The organism is Gemmata palustris (genome assembly GCF_017939745.1).
GTDB lineage: Bacteria > Planctomycetota > Planctomycetia > Gemmatales > Gemmataceae > Gemmata > Gemmata palustris.
On sequence record NZ_JAGKQQ010000001.1, the window covers coordinates 2,443,867 to 2,469,894 of the forward strand.

The 26,028-nt window shown below is 66.0% G+C and carries 17 protein-coding genes, 1 tRNA gene and 3 pseudogenes; 9 read left to right on the forward strand and 12 right to left on the reverse strand.

All coding sequences use genetic code 11. From position 1 onward, the window contains the following. Window positions 1–458: 458 nt before the first annotated feature. From J8F10_RS09925 to J8F10_RS09945, 5 genes are all read left to right on the forward strand, one after another. On the forward strand, window positions 459–3,155 hold the full coding sequence (locus J8F10_RS09925; RefSeq protein ID WP_210653671.1) for a PAS domain S-box protein: 2,697 nt from the start codon (window positions 459–461) through the stop codon (window positions 3,153–3,155). Window positions 3,156–3,286: 131 nt separating this feature from the next. Continuing rightward, window positions 3,287–7,402 carry an amidohydrolase family protein gene (locus J8F10_RS09930; protein ID WP_210653672.1) on the forward strand — a complete coding sequence of 1,372 codons (4,116 nt, stop codon included), beginning with the start codon at window positions 3,287–3,289 and terminating at the stop codon, window positions 7,400–7,402. Between the two features lie 358 nt (window positions 7,403–7,760). Further along, window positions 7,761–8,732, forward strand: coding sequence for a peptidylprolyl isomerase (locus J8F10_RS09935; RefSeq protein WP_210653673.1), 972 nt, complete (start codon window positions 7,761–7,763; stop codon window positions 8,730–8,732). Window positions 8,733–8,930: 198 nt separating this feature from the next. Continuing rightward, window positions 8,931–9,695 (forward strand): SDR family NAD(P)-dependent oxidoreductase, encoded by a 765-nt coding sequence (locus J8F10_RS09940; RefSeq protein WP_210653674.1) that lies wholly within the window; start codon window positions 8,931–8,933, stop codon window positions 9,693–9,695. Between the two features lie 151 nt (window positions 9,696–9,846). Further along, window positions 9,847–10,272, forward strand: coding sequence for a hypothetical protein (locus tag J8F10_RS09945; RefSeq protein WP_210653675.1), 426 nt, complete (start codon window positions 9,847–9,849; stop codon window positions 10,270–10,272). A gap of 460 nt (window positions 10,273–10,732) precedes the next feature. Here J8F10_RS09945 and J8F10_RS09950 read toward each other — a convergent pair whose 3' ends face one another. Further along, window positions 10,733–12,646 carry an adenylate/guanylate cyclase domain-containing protein gene (locus J8F10_RS09950; RefSeq protein WP_210653676.1) on the reverse strand — a complete coding sequence of 638 codons (1,914 nt, stop codon included), beginning with the start codon at window positions 12,644–12,646 and terminating at the stop codon, window positions 10,733–10,735. Between the two features lie 479 nt (window positions 12,647–13,125). Here J8F10_RS09950 and J8F10_RS41105 point away from each other — a divergent pair. From J8F10_RS41105 to J8F10_RS09965, 4 genes and pseudogenes are all read left to right on the forward strand, one after another. Further along, a pseudogene (locus J8F10_RS41105) lies at window positions 13,126–13,269 on the forward strand (IS3 family transposase); the annotation flags it as partial. 69 nt (window positions 13,270–13,338) lie between these two features. Beyond that, window positions 13,339–14,179 (forward strand): IS5 family transposase gene (locus J8F10_RS09955; protein ID WP_210653677.1). Its coding sequence is split into 2 segments (ribosomal slippage): window positions 13,339–13,692 and window positions 13,694–14,179, totalling 840 coding nucleotides; the frame shifts between segments, so codons are not numbered across the junction. A gap of 443 nt (window positions 14,180–14,622) precedes the next feature. Then, window positions 14,623–14,696 (forward strand) — tRNA-Arg (locus J8F10_RS09960). Next, a complete protein-coding gene (locus tag J8F10_RS09965; RefSeq protein ID WP_210653678.1) occupies window positions 14,688–15,608 on the forward strand; it encodes a hypothetical protein in 921 nt (306 codons plus the stop codon). Before J8F10_RS09960 ends, J8F10_RS09965 begins: the two co-directional genes overlap by 9 nt. Here the strand turns inward: J8F10_RS09965 and J8F10_RS39785 are convergent. From J8F10_RS39785 to J8F10_RS10015, 11 genes and pseudogenes are all read right to left on the reverse strand, one after another. After that, window positions 15,580–16,026: an ISAs1 family transposase gene (locus J8F10_RS39785; protein WP_210653679.1), complete on the reverse strand. Its 447-nt coding sequence runs from the start codon at window positions 16,024–16,026 to the stop codon at window positions 15,580–15,582. The genes J8F10_RS09965 and J8F10_RS39785 overlap by 29 nt on opposite strands. 1 nt (window position 16,027) lies before the next feature. Next, on the reverse strand, window positions 16,028–16,726 hold the full coding sequence (locus J8F10_RS39790) for an ISAs1 family transposase (RefSeq protein ID WP_210653680.1): 699 nt from the start codon (window positions 16,724–16,726) through the stop codon (window positions 16,028–16,030). Between the two features lie 39 nt (window positions 16,727–16,765). After that, window positions 16,766–17,158 carry an FAD binding domain-containing protein gene (locus J8F10_RS09980; RefSeq protein ID WP_210653681.1) on the reverse strand — a complete coding sequence of 131 codons (393 nt, stop codon included), beginning with the start codon at window positions 17,156–17,158 and terminating at the stop codon, window positions 16,766–16,768. After that, window positions 17,158–17,817, reverse strand: coding sequence for a 2Fe-2S iron-sulfur cluster-binding protein (locus J8F10_RS09985; protein ID WP_210653682.1), 660 nt, complete (start codon window positions 17,815–17,817; stop codon window positions 17,158–17,160). The genes J8F10_RS09980 and J8F10_RS09985 overlap by 1 nt, the downstream gene beginning before the upstream one ends. Window positions 17,818–17,885: 68 nt before the next feature. Then, a pseudogene (locus J8F10_RS40740) lies at window positions 17,886–18,255 on the reverse strand (aldo/keto reductase); the annotation flags it as partial. A gap of 9 nt (window positions 18,256–18,264) precedes the next feature. Continuing rightward, entirely contained in the window at window positions 18,265–21,600 is a 3,336-nt protein-coding gene (locus J8F10_RS09990; protein ID WP_210653683.1) for a serine/threonine-protein kinase, read from the reverse strand. 58 nt (window positions 21,601–21,658) lie between these two features. Continuing rightward, complete coding sequence (locus tag J8F10_RS09995) at window positions 21,659–22,258, reverse strand: sigma-70 family RNA polymerase sigma factor (protein WP_210653684.1); 600 nt, start codon at window positions 22,256–22,258, stop codon at window positions 21,659–21,661. A 120-nt stretch (window positions 22,259–22,378) separates the two neighbouring features. Next, complete coding sequence (locus tag J8F10_RS10000) at window positions 22,379–23,095, reverse strand: DUF1295 domain-containing protein (protein ID WP_210653685.1); 717 nt, start codon at window positions 23,093–23,095, stop codon at window positions 22,379–22,381. Window positions 23,096–23,149: 54 nt separating this feature from the next. After that, window positions 23,150–23,995: a VOC family protein gene (locus tag J8F10_RS10005; protein WP_210653686.1), complete on the reverse strand. Its 846-nt coding sequence runs from the start codon at window positions 23,993–23,995 to the stop codon at window positions 23,150–23,152. Window positions 23,996–24,089: 94 nt separating this feature from the next. Continuing rightward, complete coding sequence (locus J8F10_RS10010) at window positions 24,090–25,187, reverse strand: NADH:flavin oxidoreductase/NADH oxidase (protein WP_390891104.1); 1,098 nt, start codon at window positions 25,185–25,187, stop codon at window positions 24,090–24,092. Between the two features lie 23 nt (window positions 25,188–25,210). After that, window positions 25,211–26,014, reverse strand: a pseudogene (locus J8F10_RS10015) (alpha/beta fold hydrolase); the annotation flags it as partial. Window positions 26,015–26,028 lie beyond the last annotated feature (14 nt).

Consider the following 26,028-nt stretch of genomic DNA (forward strand, 5'->3'; position numbering starts at 1 on the left):
CGCCCGGCGAGGGAGCGGTTGACAGTTCTGGCGGCTTAAAATATCGGCAGTTGAGGCCGTTGCCGTTCAGTGCGTCTGCCGTTCCGGGTAAACGGTTAGCAATTGTTAGTGACAGGCAATACGGGCCAGATCGAGAACCTCTAACATCTGTTGCGATTACGAGGCCGGCCGCATTCGCTCGACCAAATGTCGTCTTCTCCAAACGCTGCAATAACATTATCGCTGACACTATTATTGAATCGGCTCGATCTCCGCGAAATGTCACCGTTTCCTCTCGCCGCCGTTTACCGAATGGCGAGCGAATCACTGAGCGCCTACGTGGTTTCATACCGCCGGAGGATCGTGAACTGACCCTTTATCACTCGACGCGCCACGATTCCGGTCGCGTTTCTCTTATTTCCCTCTGAACAACCAAACCCCACCAAAGGCGGCCCGGCCAGCACCCGCTGACGAGTTCCATGCCACACACACGCGCTTCTGCAGGCCCCCCGGGGCTTCGATCGACCGCGGAGGTCGTTCTTGACGCCCTGAGTGACGGGATTCTCACCGTCGGGCCGGGAGAGCGCGTCCGCTTCGCCAACCGCCGCGCCGAGGAGATGTTCGGGTACGCTCCCGGGGAACTTGTAGGGGTTCACGTTGACGCGCTGGTGCCGGAAAGCGCCCGGAATCGGCACGACGAACAACGGGCGGAATATGCCGCGCGCCCCCGCATTCGCCCCATGTGCCCGTGTGCCGACATTAAAGGGCGGCGGAAAGATGGGGTCGAGTTCCCGGTGACGGTTGTACTCGCTCCTCTGGCCGATGGTACCGTTCTAGCCTCTGTCCGCGATGCGAATTTAACGCACGGGCCGATTGTGGCTTCTGGGGCGGTACCGGAGCACGGCGGCATTGATGCGTTAGACGTGCCGATCGTTCTACTCGACCGAAACGGGATTATTGCCGCTACCAACCGCGCCTGGGAGCACACGCTCCGGTCGCTCGATCCCGGCGCACCTGGTGTGGGGAGTAACTATCTGGAGGCCTGTTACGCAGTAACCGGCCCCTCTTCGGAAGAATCGGCTGTCATCGAGCGCGGCATTTGTGCCGTCTTGAACGGGACGTCGGAGCGGTTCGCCGCGGTGTGCCCGTTCCGGGTCGGCGCCGAGGTCCGGTGGTACCAACTCCGGGGCGCGCCCTTAGCCGACCGTGACCTCGGGGCGAGCGTCGCGCACTGGGACGTGACCGACCAGTGGCGCGCGGAGCGCGCCCTGCGCGAGAGCGAGCAGCGGTTCCGCGCCGTGGTGGAAGCTCAGACGGAGCAAGTTTGCCGCGTCCAACCGGACGGAACTCTCACCTTCGTCAACGGCGCGTACTGCCGGTACTTCGGCCGGAGCGCGGACGAGTTGATCGGGCGCCCGTTTTGGGGCCTCGTCCCTGAGACGGACCAGGAATCGGTCCGGAGCCACCTCGCGACCATCGCGCCCGACCACCCCGTAGCGACCATCGAGCACCGGGTTCTGGCGTCGAACGGGGAGGTGCGGTGGCAACAGTGGACCAACCGCGGGCTGTTCGACACCGGGGGCCGGCTGATCGAGTTCCAGTCGGTCGGGCGCGACGTGACCGACCGCAAGCGCTCCGAGGAGCAACTCCGGCAGAGCGAGGAGCGGTTCCGGGATCTGTTTCATAACGCGCCGCTCGCGACCGCGTGCTGGCGCGTGGACGGTAGCGACTTCGTTCTGGCCGACTGCAACGAGGCCGCCAAGCGGCTCACGGGCGGCGAGATCACCGCCGCGCTCGGCCGGAGGCTGTCGGAGGTACACAAGAATCGTCCGGACCACTGCGCGAATGTTGCCCGGTGCTACCGGGACCGGGTTTCGTTCGAGGCCGAGTTCCACTGGCCCGGAGTGACCTGGACCGGCCCGTGCGTAACGGGCGTGGACGTTCTCATGACGTACTCGTTCGTTCCGCCGGACCTGGTCATGTCCTCGCTCCAGATCGTCACCGAGCGCAAGCAGCAGGAGCGCGCGTTGCGCGAGAGCGAGGAGCGGCACCGCCTCGTGCTCTCCGCGCTGCGCGAAGGGGTCGTTTCCCTGGACCCGGACGGGCGCGTTTTGACGTGCAACGAGAGCGCGGTGCGGCTGTTCGGGGAGCGCCTCGGCGGGTTAATGGGGGCGTCCCTTACGGATCGCATCGGGCTCGTGCTACGAGAAGACGGGCGCCCACTATCGCCGGAGCTGTTCCCGTGGGAGGTCGCGCGCACGGCCCATGCGCTGAGCGCCGGTGCGACCCTCCTGGCGGCCCCCGCGCGCGGCCCGTTCGTGCGGCTCATGATTAGCGCCCACGCGCTCCCCGCGGCCCCGGGCGGTGCCCGCCCGGTCGTCGTCTCGTTTACCGATATTACGGCCCGGTGGCACGCGGAGGAGCAACTGCGCCAGCACAAGGCCGAACTCGCGCACGTGACCCGGTGCAGTATCGTGGGAGAAATGGCCGCGGTACTCGCGCACGAACTGAACCAGCCCCTTACGGCCGTCATCAATTATTGCCGCGGGTCCGTGCTCCGGCTCCGCGACGGTGGGGACACCGCGGGTGTCGTCGAGGCCCTGGATCTGGCGGTCGGGCAGGCGGAGCGGGCCGCGGGCATCATCCACCGGATGCGCGAGTTCATGCGCAAGCGGGAGCCGCACCGCTCCGCGGCTCAAATTAACGACGTCGTTCACGAGGCGCTGGCGCTGGTCGGACCGGAGCTCCGGCACCACGAGATCCGAGTGGTGCCGCGCCTGGCCCCCGAGGTTCCCCCAATCCAAGTGGACCGCATCCAGATCGAACAGGTGCTGTTGAACCTGATTCGGAACTCCGCCGAGGCCCTCACGACCCGGCCCGTGATCGAGCGCCGGATCGTCATCGAAACGGCCGCGACCGTCGCCGGTGTTTGTGTCCGGGTCATCGACTCGGGAATCGGGTTCGACGCCGACGGGCTCCGCCGGGTGTTCGAGCCGTTCTACACCACCAAGAAGGAAGGCATGGGGCTCGGGCTCACGATCAGTCGGAGCATCATCGAATCGCACGGCGGCCTGCTCACGATCGCCCCCGCGCGCCCGCGCGGGGCGGAATCCAGTTTCACCTTACCCATCAACTCGGACCCGCCCCCATCTGGAGGAACGGAAGGTACGAGTTAGAACTTCGGCCGCGCCACTCGGGCGCCAGAATCCCGGAGCGGAACGCGCGCGATTTTCGTGCGGCGTGCGGGACGGGACCGTGGTACAACTACGCTCACCTCTCACTTTCGACACCCGGACTCGGCGCAACCATGAACACCAGACGCCTCCGTTTCGCGCTCCTCAGCGCGCCGCTTGGCGCGCTCCTCGTCGCCCTTTTCGTTCCCGTTATTGCCCAGAAATCGGCCGACCTGCAACCGACGGCTTACGCAATTCGCGACACCCGGGTCGTGACCGAAGCCGGGACGGTGCTGCCAAAGGCCACGGTCGTTATTCGCGACGGGCTCATCGCCGCCGTTGGGCCGGACGTCGCGGTTCCGCCGGACGCGCTCGTCACCGAGGGCAAGGGGCTGACCGTTTATCCCGGGTTCATCGACGCGGGCAGCACCCGCGGGTACGACGCCGCGTTGCGCCGGTCCCTGGGCGGGCCGCCCGCGGCCGAGGACACCGCCGCCGATCCGCTCGTCGCCACGAAGCCGGACAACCGCAAGGGAGTGACCCCCGAGTTCGCGATTCAGACGGCCCTCAAGCTCGATGACGAAACGGTCGCGGCGTGGCGGCGGGTCGGTTTCACGGCCCACCTGGTCACTCCCGAGGGCGGGTACTTCTCGGGAACGAGTGCCCTCGTGAGCCTCAGCGGGTCCGTGCCCCGCGACGCCATCCTCCGTGCGCCGGTCGCGCTTCACGCCCGTTTCGGGCGCGTTGTGGGACAGGATTACCCGGTCGCGCTCATGGGCGTTATTGCGCACGGGCGGCAAACGATGCTCGACGCCGGCTGGCTGAAGCGGCAATGGGCCGCGTATGAGGCGCGCGGGAAGACGGGGAAGCGCCCGGCCGCCGATCCGTGCCTCGAGGCCCTCTGGCCGGCCCTCGACGGCAAGCTCCCGGTGGCGTTTGAAGCGGACACGGCCGACGAGATTCACCGTGCCCTCGATTTCGCGGCGGAATTCAAACTGAAGCCGATGATCGTCGGCGGGCGCAGCGCCTGGAAGGTGGCGGATCGTCTCGCCAAGGACAAGGTGTCGGTGATCCTCCGGCTCGATTTCGCTCCGGCGCCCGAGCGCGAAAACGATCTTCCCGTTCGCGTGCGAGAAGATCGCGAGCGCGTGCGCAAGGAGGAAGTCGCTTGTGCCTCCGTGCTGCACAAGGCCGGCGTCCCGTTCGCGTTCACCACGCAGGGACTGGCCGTCAACCGGTTCCGGGAGAACGTGCGGAAGGTGATCGCGGCCGGGGTGCCGGCGGATGTGGCGCTGGCCGCACTGACCAGCGGTGCAGCGGATATTCTCGGTGTTGCGCCGCAAGTGGGGCGCGTCACCAAGGGTCGGGCCGCGCACCTCGTCGTGTGCGAGGGCGATTTCGACGCGGCAGCGACGAAGTACAAGTTCGCGTTCTCCGATGGCGTGCGCTTTGATCTGGAGGCCGCAGCGCCTCCGGCCGGAGGGGGTGGAGGCGCTGAGCCGGTCGTTCCGAAGAAAGGTGGGCGCCCGCGCCCGACCACGGACCCCGATACCACGCCGGCGCCCAAGACCCCCACTCCCGCTCCTTCTCCCACGCCGAAAGGCCCCACCGGAGGCGTCGGGTCGGTCGCGGACCGGAATTCGCCTTCGTTCGTCAGCGATGCGCTCCGCGCAATCGTTCTGGCGCTCGGTTCCGAACGTGCGACCACCGAAATCGAAGCCGATCGCAAACCCACATTCAAGACGAACGGCGACGTGCTCATTCGCGGGGCAACGGTCATCACCGGCGCGGGAAAGACGCTCCCGCGTGCCGATATCCTCGTTCGCGGCGGGAAGATTCGCGCGGTGGGAGCCGATTTGCCCGCCGAGAAGGGTGTCACGGTTCTCGACGCCGAGGGCACGTTCGTGATGGCCGGGATCATCGACACGCACTCGCACTTCGCCGTCAGCGGCGGGGTGAACGAGGGGTCGCTCTCGGTCGTGCCCGAGGTCCGTGTGCGCGACGTGATCGATTCCGAAGACGTGCAGATTTACCGCGCACTGGGGGGCGGCGTGACAATGGCGCGACTGCTCCACGGGAGCGCCAACGTGATCGGCGGGCAGGACGCGGTCATCAAGATGAAGTACGGTCGGCCCGCCCGCGAGATGCTCGTCGCCGATGCGCCGCGCGGCGTGAAGTTCGCCCTCGGCGAGAACGTCAAGCGGACCGACGGGCGGTTCCCGAACAGTCGGCTCGGCGTGGAAGCGGTGCTCGTCCGGGCGTTCACGGAAGCTCAGACTTACCGCAAGAAGTGGGCCGATTATGACGCGAGTAAGGGAAGCAGCGAGCCGCTCCCGGAACCGCGGCGCGACCTGCGGCTCGAAGCGCTCGCGGACGTGCTCGCGGGGGATCTCCGCGTCCATTCGCACTGTTACCGCTCCGACGAAATCCTGATGCTGCTCCGCGTCGCGGAGCGCTTCGGCGTGAAGGTGCGGTCGCTCCAGCACGTCCTCGAAGGGTACAAAGTCGCTCCCGAGATCGCCGCACACGGTGCGAGCGTGAGCTTGTTCAGCGACTGGTGGGCGTACAAGATCGAGGCGTTCGACGCGATCCCGTATGGGGCCAAATTGCTCCAAGATGCCGGGGTGAACGTGTGCCTGAAGTCCGACGACAACGAACTGATGCGGCACTTGAACCAGGAGGCCGCGAAGCTGGTGAAATACTGCGGGTTCACCCCCGAAGAAGCGCTCCACACGATCACCCTGAACCCGGCGAAGCAGCTCGGACTCGATGCCCGTCTCGGCACCATCGAAGTCGGTAAGGACGCGGACCTCGCGATCTTCACGGGCCACCCGCTCAACTCGTATGCCCGGTGCGAAATGACGCTGGTCGAGGGCGAGGTCTTCTTCCAGCGATCGGACAAGTTCGGACCGTCCACCGCGGCGAAGGCGGAGCCCGCGAAACCTGTTGCGAAGTTCCCGGCGATCCCCGAATTGCCGAAGGGTGTTTACGTGCTGCGCGGTGGAACGGTCCACTCGCCCGGGAAGCCGGCGTTCGCCGGTACCGTGGTGGTGGACGCCGCGACCGGGAAGATCACACAAGTGGTCCGCGCCGGCGAGAAACCCGATGCGCCCGCGGAGGCCCGTGTAGTCGATTGCACCGGGTTGCACCTGTACCCGGGGATGATCGACGCGGGCACGGTTCTCGGGCTGGTCGAGATCGATTCCGCGCGCGAGACGAACGATTCCCGCGACGGGGGAGATTTCCAGCCGGACCTCCGAGCGAGCGCCGGGATCAACCCGGACTCGGAACTGATCCCGGTGACCCGCGCGAACGGGGTGACCACGGTCGTGACGCGGCCGACCGGCTCGCTCCTCTCGGGACAGGGGGCGCTCATTAACCTGGCGGGCTGGGTGCCGGCCGAAATGGTCGTCGTGGACCGGCTCGCGCTGCACATCGAGTACCCCAGTGAACCGGCGCCCCGCGGGTTCGGGCCGAGCGTGGCGTTCGATAGCGGGGACAACTCGGCCGCACGGTTCCGTCGCACGGAAAAGCTGGACAAACTGAAGGAACTCTTCGAGACCGCCCGGCGCTACGATGCGGCCCAGAAAGCCGGCTTGTCCGCGCCGACGAACCCGCGCCTGGAATCGCTCCTGCCGTACACACGCGGCGAGAAACCGGTGGTGTTCACCGCGGACCGCAAGGCCGACATTCTCGGTGCCCTCAAGCTGGCCGACGAACTGAAGGTGAAGCCGATCATCAGCGGCGGCACCGAGGCGTGGAAGGTCGCGGCCGAACTCAAGAAGCGCGACGTGCCCGTGATCCTCGGGCCGGTGATGAGCCTGCCGCGCGAGATCGGGGACAAGTACGACGCGCCGTTCGTCGCGGCCTCGAAGTTACACGAAGCCGGGGTGAAGTTCTGTATCCGCTCGGCCGGGTCGAACAACACGCGGAACCTGCCTTACGAGGCGGCGATGGCGGTCGCTTACGGCTTACCGCCGGAAGAAGGACTGAAGGCCGTCACCCTTTCTGCGGCCGAGATCCTGGGTGTCGCGGACCGGTTCGGGACGGTCGAGTCCGGGAAGCGGGCCAATCTGGTCATCGCCAACGGGGACGTGTTGCAGGCGTCCACGCAAGTGCTGTCGGTGTTCATCGAGGGGCGGCCCTACGAGCCGACCAGCAAACAGACGCGCCTGTTCGACAAGTACCAGAAGCGGCTGAACGAGCGCCGATCCAGTGAGTCGCCTTCAACACCCGGTGGGTCGCGGTAGTTGTGGCATCGTAAGCGTGTTGTGCGGGAGAGTCGTTCCGAGCACATTCCCGCACAACACGCTCGTCAGAAGGAGCCTGCTCAGTATTCGATTCCGTCGCCTTCGAGCACCTCGGCTAACATTTTGCTATTCTCGGCGTCCTCTGGAGTGACACGTCGTCCTTGAGGAACTTCGTGAGTAGGACTTCGGGCTCTCGTTGCGTAAAAGCTCACATCTCAAAGATTTAGGCATTGTCATCTGCCGAGTAGAGGCGTGCGAACGCTAGCCGCCGAGAAATTGCTTGCGACCCGCGAGAGGGAGAGCTATAGCCCGTGTTTCGCCGGCCAGTGCCTCCCGCTCAAGATAAGGAGCCGCAAGAATGCGCCGCTCATTCGTGCTCTCTCTCGCCGGGCTCGCGCTCGCGCCGCTCGCGCTCGCACAACCGCCGACCCCACCGCCCGCGACCCCCGCAGGAACGGGAACTTCTCCCGCGCGCGACAATCAGGTCGCCGCCAGCGTGAACGGCGATTCGATCCCGCTCACGGAAGTCGATGCCCTGTTGAAGAATACGCTCCCGCTCACGCCTCTCACTGCCGCACAGAGGCGCCAGATGCGAGTCGAGGTGCTCTCCGACATGATCGACGACCTGCTCTTGCGGCAATTCCTCCGCAAGAACGGGCCGAAGGTCGATCCGGCCGAGATCGATTCGCAACTGAAAGCGTTCGGCGACAAGCTCAAGAAGGACGGCAAATCACTCGCGGACTTCTACAAGGAAACGGGCCAGACCGAAGCCCAGGTGCGGGAATCGTGGACGACCGCGATGCAGCTCACCGGCTACGTGAAGAGCAACACGACCGAGGAGCAACTCAAAGCGTACTTCAGCGCGAACAAGGACCACTTCGACCGCGTGGAAGTGAAAGTGCAGCACATCGTTCTGCGCGTGGGCAAGAACGCGACTGCGGTCGAGCGCGCTGCGGCCAAAGAGAAGCTCGAAGCGATCCGCGCCGAACTCGCGGCCGGGAAACTCGACTTCGCGAGTGCCGCAAAGAAACATTCGCACTGCCCCAGCGGGCCGACCGGCGGCGACATCGGCTACATCGCCCGCAAGGGCGGACTCGTGGACGAAGCGATCTGCAGGGCCGCGTTCGCGATGAAGACGGGCGAACTCAGCGGGGTGATTGAAACGGACTTCGGCCTGCACATTCTCCAGGTGACGGACCGAAAGCCGGGCACACCCAGCACCTATGAAAAGTCCGCGACCGACGTGCTCGATACGTACAGCGACGACTTCCGCGCCGAACTCATTGCCAAACTCCGCAAGCAGGGGCAGATCCAAATCACGGTGCCCTAACGGACGGTCGAAAGTTGTAAGGTCGCAAGTCATAAAGTCGAAGATGCCAGCCGTACTGGTCTTCGACTTTATGACTTGCGACCTTACGACTTTCGACCGCCTCAAAGCGGCAGTGAAGTTTGTGACACTTTTCACTTGCAGTGAATCCGGGCACTCTGCTAAATTAACTGCACGCAATCTACACACACGGGAGCCGTTGTGCCCGCCAATCTCTTCGATCTCACGGGTCGCGTCGCACTCGTGACCGGCGGGAACAAGGGGCTCGGTAAAGCGATGGCACGCGGCCTCGCCGAAGCCGGGGCCGATGTCGTTATTGCCAGCCGAAACGAAGACGAACTCAAGGCCGCGCTCGATGAGATTCTGGCCGGTACCGGGCGCCGAGGGGCGTACTGCGTGACCGACGTCTCCGTGAGGGACGAGGTCAAAAAACTCGCCACATTTGCGATAGAGAAGATGGGGCGCGTCGACGTCCTCGTGAACAACGCGGGGATGAACGCCCCTCAAGCGATCGACGCCATCACCGACGACACGTGGGACCGCGTGCTCGAGGTCAATTTGAGTTCGGTGATGGCACTCACGCGCGACCTCGTGCCGCAGATGAAACAGCGGCGCTGGGGTCGGGTGGTGCATATTTCGTCGATCATGGGCCAAGTGTCCAAAGAGAAGCGGAACGTCTACTCCGCGACGAAAGCCGCACTCATCGGAATGGCCCGCGCGAGCGCGCTCGATTTGGGGCCGCACGGAATCACGGTCAACTGCATCGCGCCGGGGCCGTTTATGACCGATATGCCGATGTCGGTGCTGTCCGACCCCGAGAAACAAGCCTTTGCGGACCGCACGGCCCTGGGTCGCTGGGCACAACCCAGCGAACTCGTGGGACCGGTGCTGATGCTGTGCAGCGATGCCGGTAGCTACGTCACCGGCCAGACACTCTTCGTGGACGGCGGTTATTTGGCCCGTTGAAGAACATTGAGACAGAAACTTGATTCTGTCTCGACCGCGAGCTACTATTTCATTTGAGAACGTGACGCGATTCGTGCTGGTCCTCACCCCCGGCCGTTAATCGCCGAAGGTACAGCCCATGAACGCGTGCCCCTCTCTCCCGAGTGCTACGATGGTGATGAAAAGCGTACACCACGACTGCATCGAAGAAGAGAACAAGTACCGCTGGCTGGAGAGCGAGAAGGCCGGGTACGACCTCGGCGAGGGGTGCGTTAAACGCTGGGTCAAAGATCACTGGATGGGTTACCTGCGGGCACGGTGGGTCGAGCACCTTCAGGGCAAGTGTTTTTGGATCGAACTCGCCGGCCGCGACTTTGGCCTCCTCCTCCGCGAGTTTCAAACTCAAACCGAACTGCTCGACGTCATCCTGAATCAACTCAAGTCCGGCGCCGAAAATCTTGATGTGCTCCATTGGGCCATCGCCAACAACATCCCGACCGGCCCCGTCAGCGAAATCCTCGAAGCCCTTGACGTCAACAGCAAGCGCCTCGCCCACCGGTTCGACGGCACCAAACCTTCCAGCACGTTCGCCGCCTGACGGCACTACGACTTTTAAATACCCACTGAATTGACCTCGTTCGCACTCGCGAAACGGGCCAATGGCAACGGATTGGTACAACCACATCAGCATGCGTGCTGTGTCGGCGGTTGCCTAACTGGGTCATGACCCACGAGTCCGGATCGCCATAAGGTGTTGGGATGCCGGACGCAACGCCCCCCCCTCGGGCGCCGATTCCGCCGTGCCCCGATGCGGGCGTACCCGAGTGGGTGAGCCCGTTGCGTCCCCACTCGGGTGCGCCCGCCTTCCGGTGCCGGGGTGCGACCGGCGCTTCGTCGCCGCTTCGAAGCCCGGTCGTGATAGAAGCCGACGAAATGTGGAACCTCGCTGGGTCCACGGGCGACGTGCGCGGGGGCCGGGTCGCGTTGGAGACGCCACCGGCCATCGCCCAGGTTCTTCGAGTTGGGCATTAGAACCGGCGCACAATACCGGGGATCGGTCACTCGGAGCCCGATGGCGCGGGCGGGGCGAAGGAGCCGTCCCAGTTGGCCGGGGGCCTGCGCTTGGTCGCGTCCATGACGCGGATCAGGCACTTGCCCACCGTGTCGTCGGTGAACCGGTTGGTGAGCTCTTCGTAACACTCGGTCCACTTGCCCTCGGTGAACAGATCGACCGTCGCGGTCCACTCGTCCCGGAGCCAGTCCGGGACGCTGGGCGTTTGGGCGGAATAGAGTTCGTAGGCCCACACAGGCTCGGGGAACCCCTTCGCGCGCACCTTGCCCAGCGTCCGCGTGCGCATTTCGCGCCCCACCGGGTCGGCTTCCGCGATCTGTTTGGCGACCTCCGCGGAGACGATGATGGGCACGCCGAACGCCTTGGTCATCGCTTCCAAACGGAACGTCAGATTCACCACCGGCCCGTACAGGTCCACGACAGCGAGGTCGTGCGCGCCGAGGCGCCCGGCCACCGCGGTCCCGTGCGTGATCCCCACGCCACAGCGCCCGGACCGCGTCCAGTCGCCGAGGCGCCCGGCGATGGAAATGGCCGCGCGCGCGGCCAGTTCGACCTGCCGGGCTTGGGGCTTGGGCCAGCCCCAGAACCCGAGCACCGCGTCGCCGCGGAACCCGCCCACCACGCCGTCGCGGTCGGTGATGGTCGAGGCCATCGTGTTCAGCGCGTTGCCGATCTCCCGCTGCGACGCGAGCAACTCGCTGGCGTGCTGCGAGGCGAACAGCGAGTAGTTGCGCAGGTCGCAGAACAGCGTGGTGATTTCCTTTTCTTCGGGAACCAGCATGCGCTCCAGTTCGGCCGGGTCGTCGAGGTACTTCCAGAGGCTCTGCGGCCACGCCCGGCGGATCACCTTGTTTTGTTCGGTAAGGCGGCTCACGCGGAGCGTGGTCTCGATCATGCCGACCAGGAGCTCGGCGATCTTCTGGTACTGGGTGAGGTCGCTGACGATCTTGTCCTGGGCGGCCTTGTCGAGCAGGTCCCATTGTCCGCTCGTCTGCCCGGCGACGTAGAGCGCGTACCGCGAGCCGTCCTGGAACGGGGTACACACGGCCCACGGGGTCACGCCGTGGACGTGCGTGTCGGCCATCGTCAGCTCGGCCGCGCCCCCGCCGGCGCCCGTATCGGGCGACCAGCAGTGCAAGCAGCTGCGCCGGCGCTCGGCGATCGCGCGGTGCGCGAGCCGCTTCGAGGGCGCGAACCCGCCCTGCGCGTGCGGCGTGTTGGGCCGGACGTTGTACTCCAACAGGTTGAGGCGCTTCTCGTTGGGCGGGCAGTCGGGCGGGATGCGGACGATGCCGGCCGCGTCGGACCGGGGCATCGCGTCCATGACCACGCGGAGCATCTGGCGGAACAGGGCCTGTTCGGTGGTGATCGCGCGGATGGTGTTGGGCAGGTTCTCCATCGCGCGGAGCGCCGCGGCCGGGTTCGCGAACGGGATCTCTTCGAGCTGCGCGCGGGTCTTTTCTTCCTGGCGCGGCGCGATGGTCGCGTCCACGGGGCTGTCGTGCTGGGACTCTTCGTCGTTGTGGAGGGTGAACCGGGTCTGCCCGATCCAGAACGATTCGCCGCGCCCGACGAGGCACTTGCCCTGGGGCGCCTCCACCAACTTCTTCGCGCGCTCGTCGAAGACCAGCGTCTGGTTCGCGGGCGGGTTCGGGTACCCGGGGCTGGTGGGCCGAGTTTGGACGGTCGCCTTCTCCTTTGCCGGCTCCCAGGTGACGATCGCCTGGAACCGCGAGATCTGGTCGTCTTCGGGGACCGCGATGTCCATCTTCCCCTCGTCCCGCCCGAGGTTCATCGCTTTGTTCGGGGTGAGCGGGAACCGGCGCCCGTACTGCCGGGCCATGACCGCCGATTTCTTCGGATCGGCCTGAATGTCGGTGATCGCTTCGAGCTCTGCCATCGTCTGCGAACTCCTCCGCGCGCACCGGTGGGGCGCGCGTGTACCAGTCGTATCCTTTATCGTACTTGACGGAGCCGTTGGGTGAGAGACGGGTGTTCCGAGTTTTCTGCTCGCGTGCGCGGTCGGGCCAGAATAATTGATGACTCGCGGCCCGTGGGCCGCGGCCTTTCGTAGTATCGAGCAGAAAAAGACTCTTAAGGCTTCCGCCCGGTGCTATGGAAGACGGCCTCTCTGGGGTGAAAACCAATGCATTCCGCCGCAGAGCGGTCGGCGTTTGTGACGCCGGGCAGAAGCCCGGTGCGCTCTTGTTCGTGGTGCTCCCAAAACTGTTGGCTCATGAGGCCGTCGGTGTGAATCGGGGCAGCCCAAGTCGAGCCCGGACCACACTGGCAAGGCCGACCTTATTGTGCGCCCACGAGAAGACGGCGACGTGCGGATGGAGGTCGCGCTTGCATCCCGCGGAACGGTCGGAGGACGGCGAGGGCTACGCCACCCGCGACGAGGCGCAGGCGAGCGTCTTCGGGTACACCGAGGCGTTCTACAACCGGGTCCGCCGACACGCGCCGCGGAGGTACGTTGCCTCAGAGGAGTACGAGCGAACACGTAACCTAACCCATCGCTAAGAGCCTATCCCAGAACCTCGCGGGATAGAATGTAAGTGCCCACCGATTCGCCCGTTGGGGAGGATCGACATGGCCGCCACACGGCACACGGTCGTTGAAGCGTTTCGCATTCCGGACGCCCTGTGGGAGCGGGTCGAGCCGTTGCTTCCCAAGGTCCGGCGATCTCGCAAGGGCGGGCGCCCGCCGTTACCCCAACGACAGGTTCTCGACGGCATTTTCTACGTCCTGCGGACCGGGTGCCAGTGGAAGGCGGCCCCGCCCGAGTTCGGCTCCGGGAGCAGCCTGCACCGGTACTTCCGGCGTTGGCAGAAGCGGGGCGTGTTCCGCAAACTGTGGCAGGACGCCCTGCGCGAGTACGACGATGAGATGGGCATCGACTGGGAGTGGCAGAGCCTCGACGGGAGCATGACGAAGGCTCCCCTCGGGGGGAAAAAAGACGGGCAAGAACCCCACGGATCGGGCCAAGATCGGCACCAAGCGGTCGGTCCTGACCGACGGCCGTGGGGTTCCGGTGGGTCTGGAGGTGGCCGGGGCCAACCGGCCCGACATGAGACTGGTCGGGGCGACCCTGGAGGGTATCGCCGCCGAGCGCCCCGAGCCGACGAAGAAGAAGCCGCAGCACCTGTGCGCGGACAAGGGATACGACTACCCGTCGGTCCGGGCGTTGGTCGCCGCGTGGGGGTACACGGCCCACATCCCGGTCAAGAAGGCCAAGGGAGCCGAACCCGTCGTGCGGGCGAAGGTTCCCGGATACCGGGCGCGGCGGTGGGTGGTCGAGCGGACGCATAGCTGGATGAATCGGTTCCGGCGGTTGTTGATCCGCTGGGAGAAGAAGGTTCCGAACTACAAGGCCTTCCTCCACTTCGCCTGCGCCGGGATCACCCACCAGGGCGCCGGGGTTTTGGGATAGGCTCTAAACGCTGTCCACTTTTCGTGGGGAACTCCATCTTTACGGTTCTCGCCGATCGGCGAGAATGGCCCGGCGCGCGTCGACGGTCTCGAGCCAGGGCGGGCACCGGCGCGTGATCCCGGTCTCGGGCCGATGGCAGTTCACCCAACCGCCTTCGAGATCGAGACCGGAACGGGGCAGGATACCGCAGTCGGCATTTCCGAAGCCATAGTCCACGCCCAGAAGAATCACCGCCTTGCGGAAATAGTGGGAAATCGGGATAGGGTTTGTTCGGCTTGCCACCAAGAGTGGGCGCTGTAGAATCGTTTGTAGACACGGCTCTCGTTGCTCGGGACGGTCGTTGTGACTTCGGCCGTCCGACGACAATGGGTGTCTGATCTGGTGTCAAACTCGGGGAATCCGAGGTCGGAAGTGATACTTAAGCCCTAATTCTACAAACGTTTGCACCCATAGCTCAACTGGATAGAGCATCGGTCTACGGAACCGAAGGTTAGAGGTTCGACTCCTCTTGGGTGTACTTGACTTAAATCCTTTCGCCGAAGCAGTTTCTGCTTACCTCAGCAAGTGCTGGGCGCGGCTTCCGAACGACGGGTTTCGTGGACTGGTCCACAAAACCCGTCGTTCGGAAGCCGCGCCAATGGCACGTCCCCGTAAGCTCGCTCCCCGCTATCTGAAACACTCCAAAAGCGGTAAGGGTCGCCTCATCTGGACGGATGCTGTCGGCGTCCGGTACGAGAAGTTGCTCCCCGGTCCGTTCGGCTCGCCCGAATCACTCGCAGCAAAAGCGAGTCTCGAACTGGAGTTGGCCACTTCACCAACCGGCGCCCCCGCCGCTCCGGATCGCATCACCATCGCTGAAGTGATTCTGGCCTTCCACAACTTCGCCGTCCACCATTACCTCGATCCCGAGGGGCAACCGACCAAAGAACTGCTCGTTATCCGGTACGCCCTGCGTCCGCTGCGCGAACTGTACGGCACCTCTCCCGCGACCGAGTTCGGGCCACTGAAGCTGAAAGCGGTGCGCCAACGCATGATCGATACAAAACTGTCGAGGGCTTTAATCAACCGCCGCGTCTCCGTGATCAAGCGGCTATTCAAATGGGCTGCCAGCGAGGAACTCATCCCCGCGAGCATTTTTGATGGACTGCGAACCGTGGCCGGGCTGGAGCGCGGGCGCACCGCGGCCCGCGAAGCAGACCCTGTCGAACCCATCGACGACGCTACGGTCGATGCCACGATTCCGTTTCTGCCCCATCACGTTCAAGTGATTATCGAGTTAATGCGCTGCACCGGCATGCGGCCGTCCGAAGTCTGCAAGATGACGCTGAACCAAATTGAGCGCACCTCCGAAGCGTGGACGTACAAACCACAGCGACACAAAACCCGGTGGTGTCCCAGGGCTACTCAGAGATTGAAACTGGCTGATTAAGCGCCGCCAGTGCCCGTTCGGGTGTGGCAACGATGGTCCGAACGGCCGCTGCAATGGTGCCGGCACCGAGGCGCCGTAGCAGGTACACGGCGACGTTCCGCAGTGACGCCAGTACCCGCGGTGCCGCGCCCCGGCGGACCCGGCACCGGTCCTCGCCCAGGGTCACGTCGCGGATGTGGTGCAAGCTCTCGATCCCCCAGTGGGTGCGGGTGTACCCGAGCAACGCATCCGGTGGCGCAGCCACCGGGCTCAGGCTGGAGATCCCATACACCATCTCCACGGTTGCTTTCCCACCGACCCGGCGGGTGCGCTCGAGCCGGAATACCTGTTGCACCCCGGGCCACCGGGTCAGGTACTCGTTGAGCCACGTGGTGGTGGTAATGGTCCGCCGCTCGATCCGCCCGTGCCCCTTGCTCAACTCACACGCGGTACCGGCATCCCGGTCCCACAGGCGCTGTAACCCGGGGGGAAAAGTCGCCCCCGGCGCCGGTGGCGAACGTGGCTTCCAGGTCCGCGTGCAGCGTACCTTGGTTGCTCTTGGCGTACAGGATGTAGTCCCCGCCCCGGTCTTGGACTGCGGTGCACACGTCCGGCTGGGTAAAGATGGCGCCCCCGGTGACCACGGCTCCGCCCAGCGGGGGCAACACGCCCAACAACCGCAGCGCCGCCTTGTGCTCGTTGGTGGTGGCCTCGACCGTCATCTGGGCGACCACGGCCGCGGCGCCCGGGGCATACGCGGCCAGCAGGTGCGCGCCCGGTACCTCGCCGTCCCGGGAGCCCCGCAACCGCTTGCCGTCCAACGCGATGTGTTCCCACCCCTCGGGATGCCGCTCCCCCAGCCACGCGCCGATGATCCGGTCCAGGTGGTCCGGGTCCAGGTTCCGCAGCAACCCGGCGATGGTGTTGGGGCACGGCATGTTCCCGTTCCTGAACCCCAGCGCGTGCCCCAGTCGCTTCTGCCGCAGCCGACCGAACTGCGCAATCGCCTCGGGCGTGGTATGCCCGGCCATCACCGCCACGAGGCACAGGGTCAACAGCCCCACCAGCGGGTACTGGCGCCCGTGACGGCTCCGCGGATCCGGCAACTCGGCCAACCGCTCGACCAGTGAACGGGACATATACAGTTCCTCGCTTGGAGCTGCACGCATACCCAAACGCTACACCTTACCCAAGGCCAATCCGTGCGGAGCCCTGCGGGTGCGCTGCATCAGGTTGCCACCGACGGTGGCCATGTTCCGCAGTTGCTGGGTGGCCCCGGCGAGCAACGCCTCGCTCAACAACGGGAAGCGTTCGCGGATCAACTTGCTGTCGGCCACGTCCGAGTTGCGGGCCATCGCCCCGAGCCGCACCCCGGCCTCCTCGGGCAGTTCGGCGATCTCGGCGAGCGGTAGCGGGTTCACGTCGATCAGATTGCCCGGTCGTTCGACACCTTCCTTCATCAAGTCGAGCAGGTTGGTGCCGCCGGCGATGAACTTGGCCCTCGGGTCGGCGACCAGTGCGGCTACAGCGTCGGCCGGCTTCTCGGCACGCGCGAAGGTGAACGGGTGCATTATTTGGCCCCCCCGGCGACTTCGCGGATCGCCGCGACGATGTTCGGGTACGCCCCGCACCGGCACAAGTTTCCGCTCATCCGCTCGCGGATCTCGTCGTCGGACAGGTCGGCCATTGCGAACGGTTTGCTCACGTCGGCGGTGGCGTGGCTGACGCACCCCGCTTTCACTTCGGAGAGCAGTGCCGTCGCCGAGCACAATTGCCCCGGCGTACAGTAGCCGCACTGGAAGGCGTCGTTCTTGACGAACGCCGCCTGCAGCGGGTGCAGCTCGTCCCCCTTTGCCAGCCCTTCCACAGTGGTGACGTCCGCCTTCGGGTGCAGCACCGCCAGCGTCAGGCACGAGTTCGCCCGCCGGCCGTTCACCAGTACCGTACACGCCCCGCACTGGCCGTGGTCGCACCCCTTCTTGGTGCCGGTCAAGTGCAGGTGCTCGCGGAGCAGATCGAGCAGTGTCGTGCGCGGGTCCACCGAGAGAGCTTGCGGTTTGCCGTTGACGGAGAGCGCCACCGTCACCCCGTCGGCGGCTCGTACCGGTGGGCCGGCGGGCGGTTGCCCACCGACATGAGAATCAGGAACCGTGGCCAGGGCGGTGCCTGTCGCCACGGTTTGTAAGAATTGACGACGCGAAGGGTCGTCCGCAGGGACAGGGTGGGTCACGGTGAGACCTCACGGTGGCGATGATCCGGTGATGAACCGAGTCCATCAGAGGGGAAATTTGATAGCAATTATCGCGCCACACAGGTGCGGACAGGCCACCGAAGGCACGCTACAAACGACGTGACGAAGGTGTCTAGCGCGGCGATCGCCGCCATGTCTTCGGCACCGAGTTCGAAGTCGAAGACGTTAAAGTTCTCGACCATCTGCTCCTTGCGCACCGACTTGGGGATCGCATCGATACACGCTGCGTGAGCCTGCGCAGGATCACTTGAGCCGCGCTTTTCCCATGCTTCTCAGCGAGCGACCGCAACACTTCGTTGTGGAAGATGTCGTTCCGGCCCTCCGCGAACGACCCCACGACTCGATCTGGACCTTGTTCTCCGCGAGGAACTTCTGCGTCTCGACCTGCTGGTGGAACGGGTGTGTCCCGATCTGGTTGGTGTCGCGTTACTTGGGCTTGGAAGCCGAATCGAGTACCGCATTCACCTCGGCCCAGAAGTTTTGGCAATCTGCCCGTTCGCCGGGAAGCCACTTCTCGACCTCGACCGGATCGCGAATGCCGGCCAGTTCGGGTTCGTTCCACCACATCACGAGTGTTTGGCGAACGCCGTCGCGGACTTTGTTGAAATCGTGGCCCCGTGCCTCGGCCCGCGCCGACAGGTCTTCGCGCAACCACGTTCTCGCCTGTGCCCGCCAGTTACTCCGCTCGACCTCGCCCAGGCCGCCGGCCCCGACTCCGCGACCGCAACCGGCCTGGACGGCGACCCGGGCCGCCACGAAACGGTGAACCTCCGCCAGTTTCGGATCGACCGCGAACGCCTCGGCATAAATGCGCGCCAGGGCGGCGAACCGATTCTGGAACCGGCAAACTCCGATCAGGGCCAGGCGCTCGTCGTTGTCCCGCGGTTGTTGCGTGCCGTCGAGCAGCGCCGTCAGGTTCGGGAGGATCATTTTCTCCGCTTCGCGCCGGAGCACGTGCCGGATCCAACCGTCCGGGCTGTTGGCCTGATTCTCGCGCCACTCGTGATGCAGCACCGCCGCGGCGAACGTCTTTCGAGCCTCGGCTTCCTTCCCGGTCCGGTGCAGCGCCATGCTGAGCACGAGTTGCGGCAACGGGCCGGACATGCCCGAGGCGTCGCCGCGCGTGATCGCGACCGCCCGGTCGAAGTGCCCCTGACGATACTCCGCGAACCCCTTGACGAACTGGTAGTACGGGTACAGCACCCCGGCTTTCCGGTCGGTCCGCGCGGCCAGATCGCCGAGCGCCACGGCCTCGCTCAGTTCGTCACCGGACGAGGGGAGGAGCAAACACGCGCGAGCCGTGCGCTCCGCGACTTGCGGCGAGTCGCTCGTTCCGAACCGCGCGAGTAGCGCCTTCCGGGCGCGGCGGTACTCGTCCTCCCGGCCGATGTACAGGCACATCTCCGCGTACCCGTACCAGTCGTTGTGGCGCGGCCGATCGCCTTCCAACGTTTTGCCCCAGACGGGCTGCAACTCGGCCCACCGGCGCTCCTGCGACAACGCCGCGCGGTATTCGTTCTGCACGTACTGGTTACCCGGTTCGAGGGAGAACGCGAGGCGGAGCTGCTCGAAGCCCTCTTCAACCCGCCCGGTGGCCTTCAGGCTGGTCCCCAGCGCGGAGCGGACCTTGGCGACCTGGTGGTCGTGCCGCAGGGCGATTCGGGCCTGGGAGATGACTTCGTCGTGCCTTTTGGCCGCCACGAGCGCGTCGAGGAGGGTGAAGTTAGCCAGCCCCGAATTCGGGTCGATCTCCAGGGCCGTCCGTAATCGCACGACGGCCTCGTCCAAATACGCAGGGGCGTGAGCCCCCATCGTGTACAGGGCCGTACCGAGGGAGTAGTGACCGATCGACAAGCGCGGGCGCAGGGAGACGACGGCCTGAAAGTACCGGACCGCCTCCTCGGGCTTTTGCGCCATCAGGAGCGCGTAGCCCGCATAGATGTTGGCCCACAGGTCGTCGGGGTGCTCCCGCTGGACTTTCACGAGGAACGGGATCTGGCGCTCGCGGTCTTGAAGCCCGAGGCCCGAATTGATCGCCAGGAGCAGGGCCACAGATTCCGTGCCGACGTTCGCACGGTCGAGCAGACCGAGGAGGGCCTTGCGGTCCCGGCGGAGGTCCGGGTTGCGGGCCTCCTTGCGCCAGGGCGTGGGGTCCGGCTCCGACCGGTCCGCCACCCTCACGACCCAATCCAAGCGCCTCTTCGTCCTGACAACGATCGACCAACGGTCGAGCGCGGCCAGCACGGTCAGGTGGACCTTCGATTCGCGGACCCGGGCCGCTACGGTCTCCGGGTCGTCGCCGTACCGCCCGATCCCGAACTCGCGAAGTGCCTCGTCGTAATCCGTGTCGGCTTGTTCAAAAGTGCCCATGCCGTCGAGAGTGACACTGGCGGCGAGATTGATCCGCTCGAGCCGGTCCGCCAGTTCGCAATCGCGCAACCGCAGGTGCAGTTGCCGGCGGAGTGCCGGCGCCTCGCGGCGCCCGAGGCGGGCTTGTGCCCGCTCGATCGCGGCTCTCGCGTCCGCGAACGACGCGTTTCGCAGGTGGCGATCGATCTCGGTCAGGTCACTCGCCACCGCCCGGTCGGTGGCCGCCCGGTCGAAGAGCAGCCACAGCCCGCCGGCTAGGACGAGCGCCCCGAACAACGCGCCCGCAGCTACACCAACGGTGAGCGTGGGGCGCCGGCGGACGGCGCGCATCGCGCGGCGGGCCCGGCCCTCCGGTCGTGCCAGGATCGTGTCCCCGCGGAGGAAGCGGTTGAGGTCGTCGCTGAGGGCGTCCGCGGTGGAGTAGCGCCGCTTCGGCTCCTTGCTCAGGCACTTCAGGCAGATGGTTTCCAGATCGCGCGGCACCTTGCCGTTGAGCCGCGCCGGGGGCACCGGCTCCTGAGTGAGGAGCTGGTGGACGGTTTCCGCCGCGCTCTCGGCACGAAACGGCGGGCGGCCCGTCAGCGCCTCGTACAGGATCGCCCCCAGCGCGTAGACGTCCGCCGGCGGGCCGGCCGCGCCCCGGACCTGCTCGGGCGCCATGTAGCTCGCCGTGCCGAGGGCCGTGCCGGTGCGGGTGAGCCCCGCTTCACCGCCGAGCCGCCGGGCCAGGCCGAAGTCGCTGATCTTGGGGGTGCCGTCGGCGGTCAGCAGGACGTTTCCCGGCTTCAGGTCGCGGTGAACGATACCGGCGGTGTGGGCCGCGTGCACCGCTGACGCCAGGTGCGCCAGCAGTGCGGCCGCCTCGCGAACCGGTAGCGGGGTGCCGGCCAGTTTCTCCGCGAGGGTGCCGCCCTCGACGTGTTCCATCGTGAAGTACGGCTTGCCGCAAGTGTCGCCGACGTCGTGGATCTGAACGACGTTCGGGTGCCGGAGCGCGGCGATCGACTCCGCCTCGCGCCGGAACCGCTCCCGCTCGCTCGCCCCGGCATACGCCCCGGCCAGTGCCATCTTCAAAGCCACGACGCGGTTGAGGCGGAGGTGCCGGGCCCGGAACACGACGCCCATGCCGCCCGCGCCGAGGACGGCCTCGATCTCGTAGCCCGGCACATCGGGGAACGTAACGTCACCCGCGTGGGGCGTGAGGGGTTCCGGGGCGGAGTCGGTTTCGGGCGGGAACATGGCGTCGAGTTCGGCCCGCGTGCGGACCACCTGGTGCCACCGCTCGCGAACGACGGGCAGCAACTCGACGCACGAGCGACAGACCGCCTCGGGCGTCGAGTCCGACGCGAGCAGCTCCTGGAGCAACTGTTGAACGCGCGGATCGTCGGGCACGGTCTCTCCCTCCGTCGGAGCCCCCGGCCCGTCGGGTGCGTGCGGTCGGGTCAGGGCCTCAAGATGCACCCGGGCGCAGATCATTCAGACGCTCCGTCAGCAGCAACAAGCCGCGATCGAGCCGCCGCTTGATCGTCCGGGTCGCGACGCCGAGCACGGCCGCGGCCTCGACCTGCGTCATCCCCTGCAGCCGCACCAGGTCGAACACCTCGCGCTCGTCCGCGGGCAGGGTGTCGATCGCCGCGATGATTCGTCGGCACTCCGAACTCAGGCCGGAGTCGCTGCCCGGTGGCGCGGGCAGGAGCCCGTCGATCGCGCCCACGGGGGGCTGCTCGTCGAGGTCGCGGGCCAGGTCGTTGAGTTCCCACCGCATGTGCTGGGCGGCGAGAGCGAAGAATTCCCGTACCGTCGCCGGTCGCGCTTCCCGGAGGGCCTTGAGGAGGCGCTCCACGACGGCACCGAGGAGTTCGTTGGACTGTAAGTTGAGGGGCGGTCGGGTCAGGCGCGGGTAGTTGCGGTGCAGGAGCGTGGCGCACAACTGCTGGAGCCGCCGGACCGCCCGGCCGAGCAACGCCCGGACGACCGGTTCGGCCGGCACGTCGTGGGCCAACTCGTCCAGATAGTACTGGACCGCGGCCGTGGTGTTGGCCTCGACCAAGGCACTCCCCCTTGAAGCCGACAGGCGACGGATCTCAGTTTATCGCGGCGGGTGCCCCCCTCCACGCCGATTCGCGCCGGAAGCGAGGAGAGATCGCATGAGTGCGGTCGACAAAGCGATTCACCACAGTTTGGGGAACAGCAGGCCGGTACGCCGCTTGTACTCGGCGAAGTCCGGGTATCGGGACATCGACCGGTCTTTGGCCAGCATGTTTCTCACGAAGAAACCGAAGACCCAACCGGCGAGGATGAGGAACGGCACCCAGTGGAGTGACATGATGGCGTAGCCGGAGTAGATCAGGATCTCCCCGAGGTAGTTCGGGTTCCGCGTGCGCCCGAACAGGCCGTCCCTGATCAGACCCTTGCGGATCTGCAAGGTGTAGTACTTCTGAGCGTCGCTGACGTAATGGTAGAAGATCCCCAGGATGTAAACGAACAGCGCGAGCGCGACCACCGGGGGCGGAACGGTGACGTGACGGCTGATGAGCAGGTACGGGGCGACGTAATAGCCGGCGAGAGGCACGAAGAGGAACGGCCCCCCGACCCACACGGGCAGCTTCTGCTCGAACCGCCGATCGGCGTACATCGCGTGCTTCAGGAGCCACAGGATCGAGTACGTGCCGTGCATGGCCAGATAGATGTAGGCATCGGTCGACCCGTTGTCGTAGTACCACATCAGCCCCAGTACGACGGGGAAAACCAGAATCTTATGGGCGTTGATGTACGTTGAGACCTTCAGACCGTTTACCCCGTTGTTGCCGGCGGTTCGCTCGTTCGCTGAGCGTGTGGCCGGCGAACCGGCCGTGCCGGCGTCGCTCTCCGCGTTCGTCGTGCTCATGACACGTTCTCCAAGATGGTTCCGGGCACTTACCCTCGACGCTGGCATTACGTATCATCGGCCCGCGGCTTTCCGGCGGGCCTCGAGTGCTGTGTCGAAGACCCGCTTTACCGGCCCCAGCGCCTGGACGAACTCGAGCTGCTCGCCTTCCGGCCCCTTGCAGTAAATGAGCCGCCAGCCGTTGGATTTGCCCTCCGTGATGCCGTTGCTGTTGGCCTCGATCGGCGCCTTCTGCCGCTCCTGTTCGGTCTTCACCGTGACAACGCGGTTGGCCCTCACCTGCGTCATCCCGCGTTTCGCCGATTCCGCTTCCAGGTCGGCAATGAACGTGTTGAAATCGACGTCATCGCGGACGTGGAAGCAGATGTGCATCATCCGCGGGAACGCCGGGCTCATGTGGCGGAGCGGCTCGGCGAAACTTGCGCCCGTGCCGGCGGGTTGCTCGGCGTCGCGGTACTGGAGCAACTCGATCACCACGTTATCGAACTGGACGAACCGCACGTCCAATCGCTGCGCCCCGTCTTTCAGATCCGGGACGCCGATGGTCCGCGGGTTGACCCGGCGCGCCCGCGCTTCGATGTCCTGATCGGTGAGCAGGGTGTTGTGGATGCGTTCGCCGTGGAAGTCGCCGTCGCGCATGATCTCGGTGCCACCGAGCACGTCCGTGTAGAACGCGAAGGCGCGGTCCATGTTTTGGACGGTCAGCCCGAAGTGTTGCACCCCCTGCAACCGCGCCCCGAGCGGCCCACGGTTCCTTGCCGCGTTGATCGGGGTCTTCTCCTGCGCTACCGCCGACGGCGCCGCGAGACCGGACCACCCGGCCACCACCGCAGCCCCCACGGTCTTGAGGACCGCGCGGCGCTCCAGATCCGTTTTCTCGGTGTCCTGATGATCGCTCACGTGCGTCTCCCGTGCGGACGGTAAAAATGCGACTCATCTAGATAAAGCGGCGCGCCCTGACACCGACCGAAGAGATTGGCTCGGTCCCGAGTTGCTATTGCGCCCTTCGCTTGACCGCGTAGCCATACGAGATCGGCCACGACGGCTCCGCGCCGAGCTCTTGCTCGGCCTTGAGCGCCCAGTACGGCTCCCGGAGGAGCTCCCGCGCCAGGAGCACCAGATCGGCGTCACCCGCGGTCACGATCTCGTTCGCGTGGCTCGCCTCGGTGATCAACCCGACCGCCCCGGTCGGCACGCCCGCCCCGTGGCGGATCCGACGCGCGAGCGGCACCTGGTACCCCGTGCCGACCGGAATACGTGCCCGCGGAACGAGGCCGCCGGAGGAAACGTCGATCAGGTCGACGCCCAGTTCCTTCAGCCGGTCCGCGAGCACCACCGATTGCTCGATGTCCCACCCGCCCTCGACCCAGTCGGTCGCCGAGACGCGGACGAACACCGGCAGTTGATCCGGGACGAGCTTTCGTACCGCGCCGGCGACGCGCAGAGGCAGCCGCATCCGGTTCTCGAGGTTCCCGCCGTAACTGTCGGTCCGCCGGTTGCTCAGCGGGGACAGGAACTGGTGGAGCAGGTACCCGTGGGCCGCGTGAACCTCAATGACCCGGAACCCGGCCGCCAGCGCCCGGTGCGTGGCCGCCTCGAACGCGCCGACGATCCCGTCGATCCCGTGCTCGTCCAGCGCCGTCGGAACCGGGCTGCCCTCGTCAAAAGCGAGCGCGCTCGGGCCGCCCACCGGCCACCCGCCCGCCTCCGGGGTCATCAGCCCGGCGCCGCCCTTCCACGGCACGGCACAACTCGCCTTCCGCCCGGCGTGGGCCAACTGGATGCCGGGCACCGCGCCCTGCGAGTGGACGAACCGGGCGATCCGGGCCAGGGGCCCGATGTGCTCGTCGCTCCAGATGCCCAGATCCCCACCGGTGATCCGCCCGTGCCGGGTGACGGCCGTGGCCTCGACGACGACCAGCGCCGCGCCCCCGGCCGCCCGGCTGCCGATGTGAACCAAATGCCAGTCGCCCGCGACCCCCCTCTCGGCGACGTACTGGCACATGGGGGCCATGACGATCCGGTTGCGGAGTGTCACGCCGCGAATCGTGAGCGGGCTGAGCAGGTCGGCCACGTCTGACTCCTGGTGCAAGGGGTTCCGGAGGGCACCGGCCGTTACTTTTTCGCGGCGTGTTTGCCGAGGAAGTCCCGCACCAGCGAGGCGATCTCGTCGCCGTTCGATTCGAGGGCGAAGTGGCCGGCGTCGAGGAGGTGGAACTCGAGCGTCTTCAGGTCGCGCTTGTAAGGCTCGGCGCCCTCCGCCGGGAAGATCTTGTCGTTCTTGCCCCACGCGATCAGCACCGGCGGCTGGTGCGTGCGGAAGTACTCTTGCCACTTCGGGTACAGCGGCGGGTTCGACCCGTAGCTCAGGAGCAGGTCGAGTTGGATCTCGTCGTTGCCCTTGCGGTCGAGCAGGAACTGGTCGTGGGCGGCCCCGTCGGGACTAACGAGTTCGGGGTTCTTGACCCCGTGCGTGTACTGCCACTTCGTCGCGTCGTAGGTGAGCAGGCCGCGGAGCGCGTCGCGCTTCTCCTTGCGGATCGGTTCCTTCCAGTAGGCCTTGACCGGCTTCCAGAAGTTGTTGTCGAGCCCCTCGTCGTAGGCGTTGCCGTTCTGCACGACAATCGCCGTGATGCGGTCCGGGTGCGCGCTCGCCAACCGGTACCCGACCGGGGCGCCGTAGTCCTGCACGTAGAGGGCGTACTTCTTGAGTTCCACCTTCTCGGTGAACGCGTCGATCACCTGGGCCAGGTTGTCGAACGTGTACGCGAACTTGTCGCGCGGCGGCACCGAACTGTGCCCGTAGCCGGGGTAGTCGGGCGCGACGACGCGGTACTTGTCGCCGAGTGCGGGAATCAAGTTGCGGAACATCTGCGAACTGGTCGGGAAGCCGTGCAGCAGCAGGACCGCCGGGGCGTCTGGTGATTAGCTTT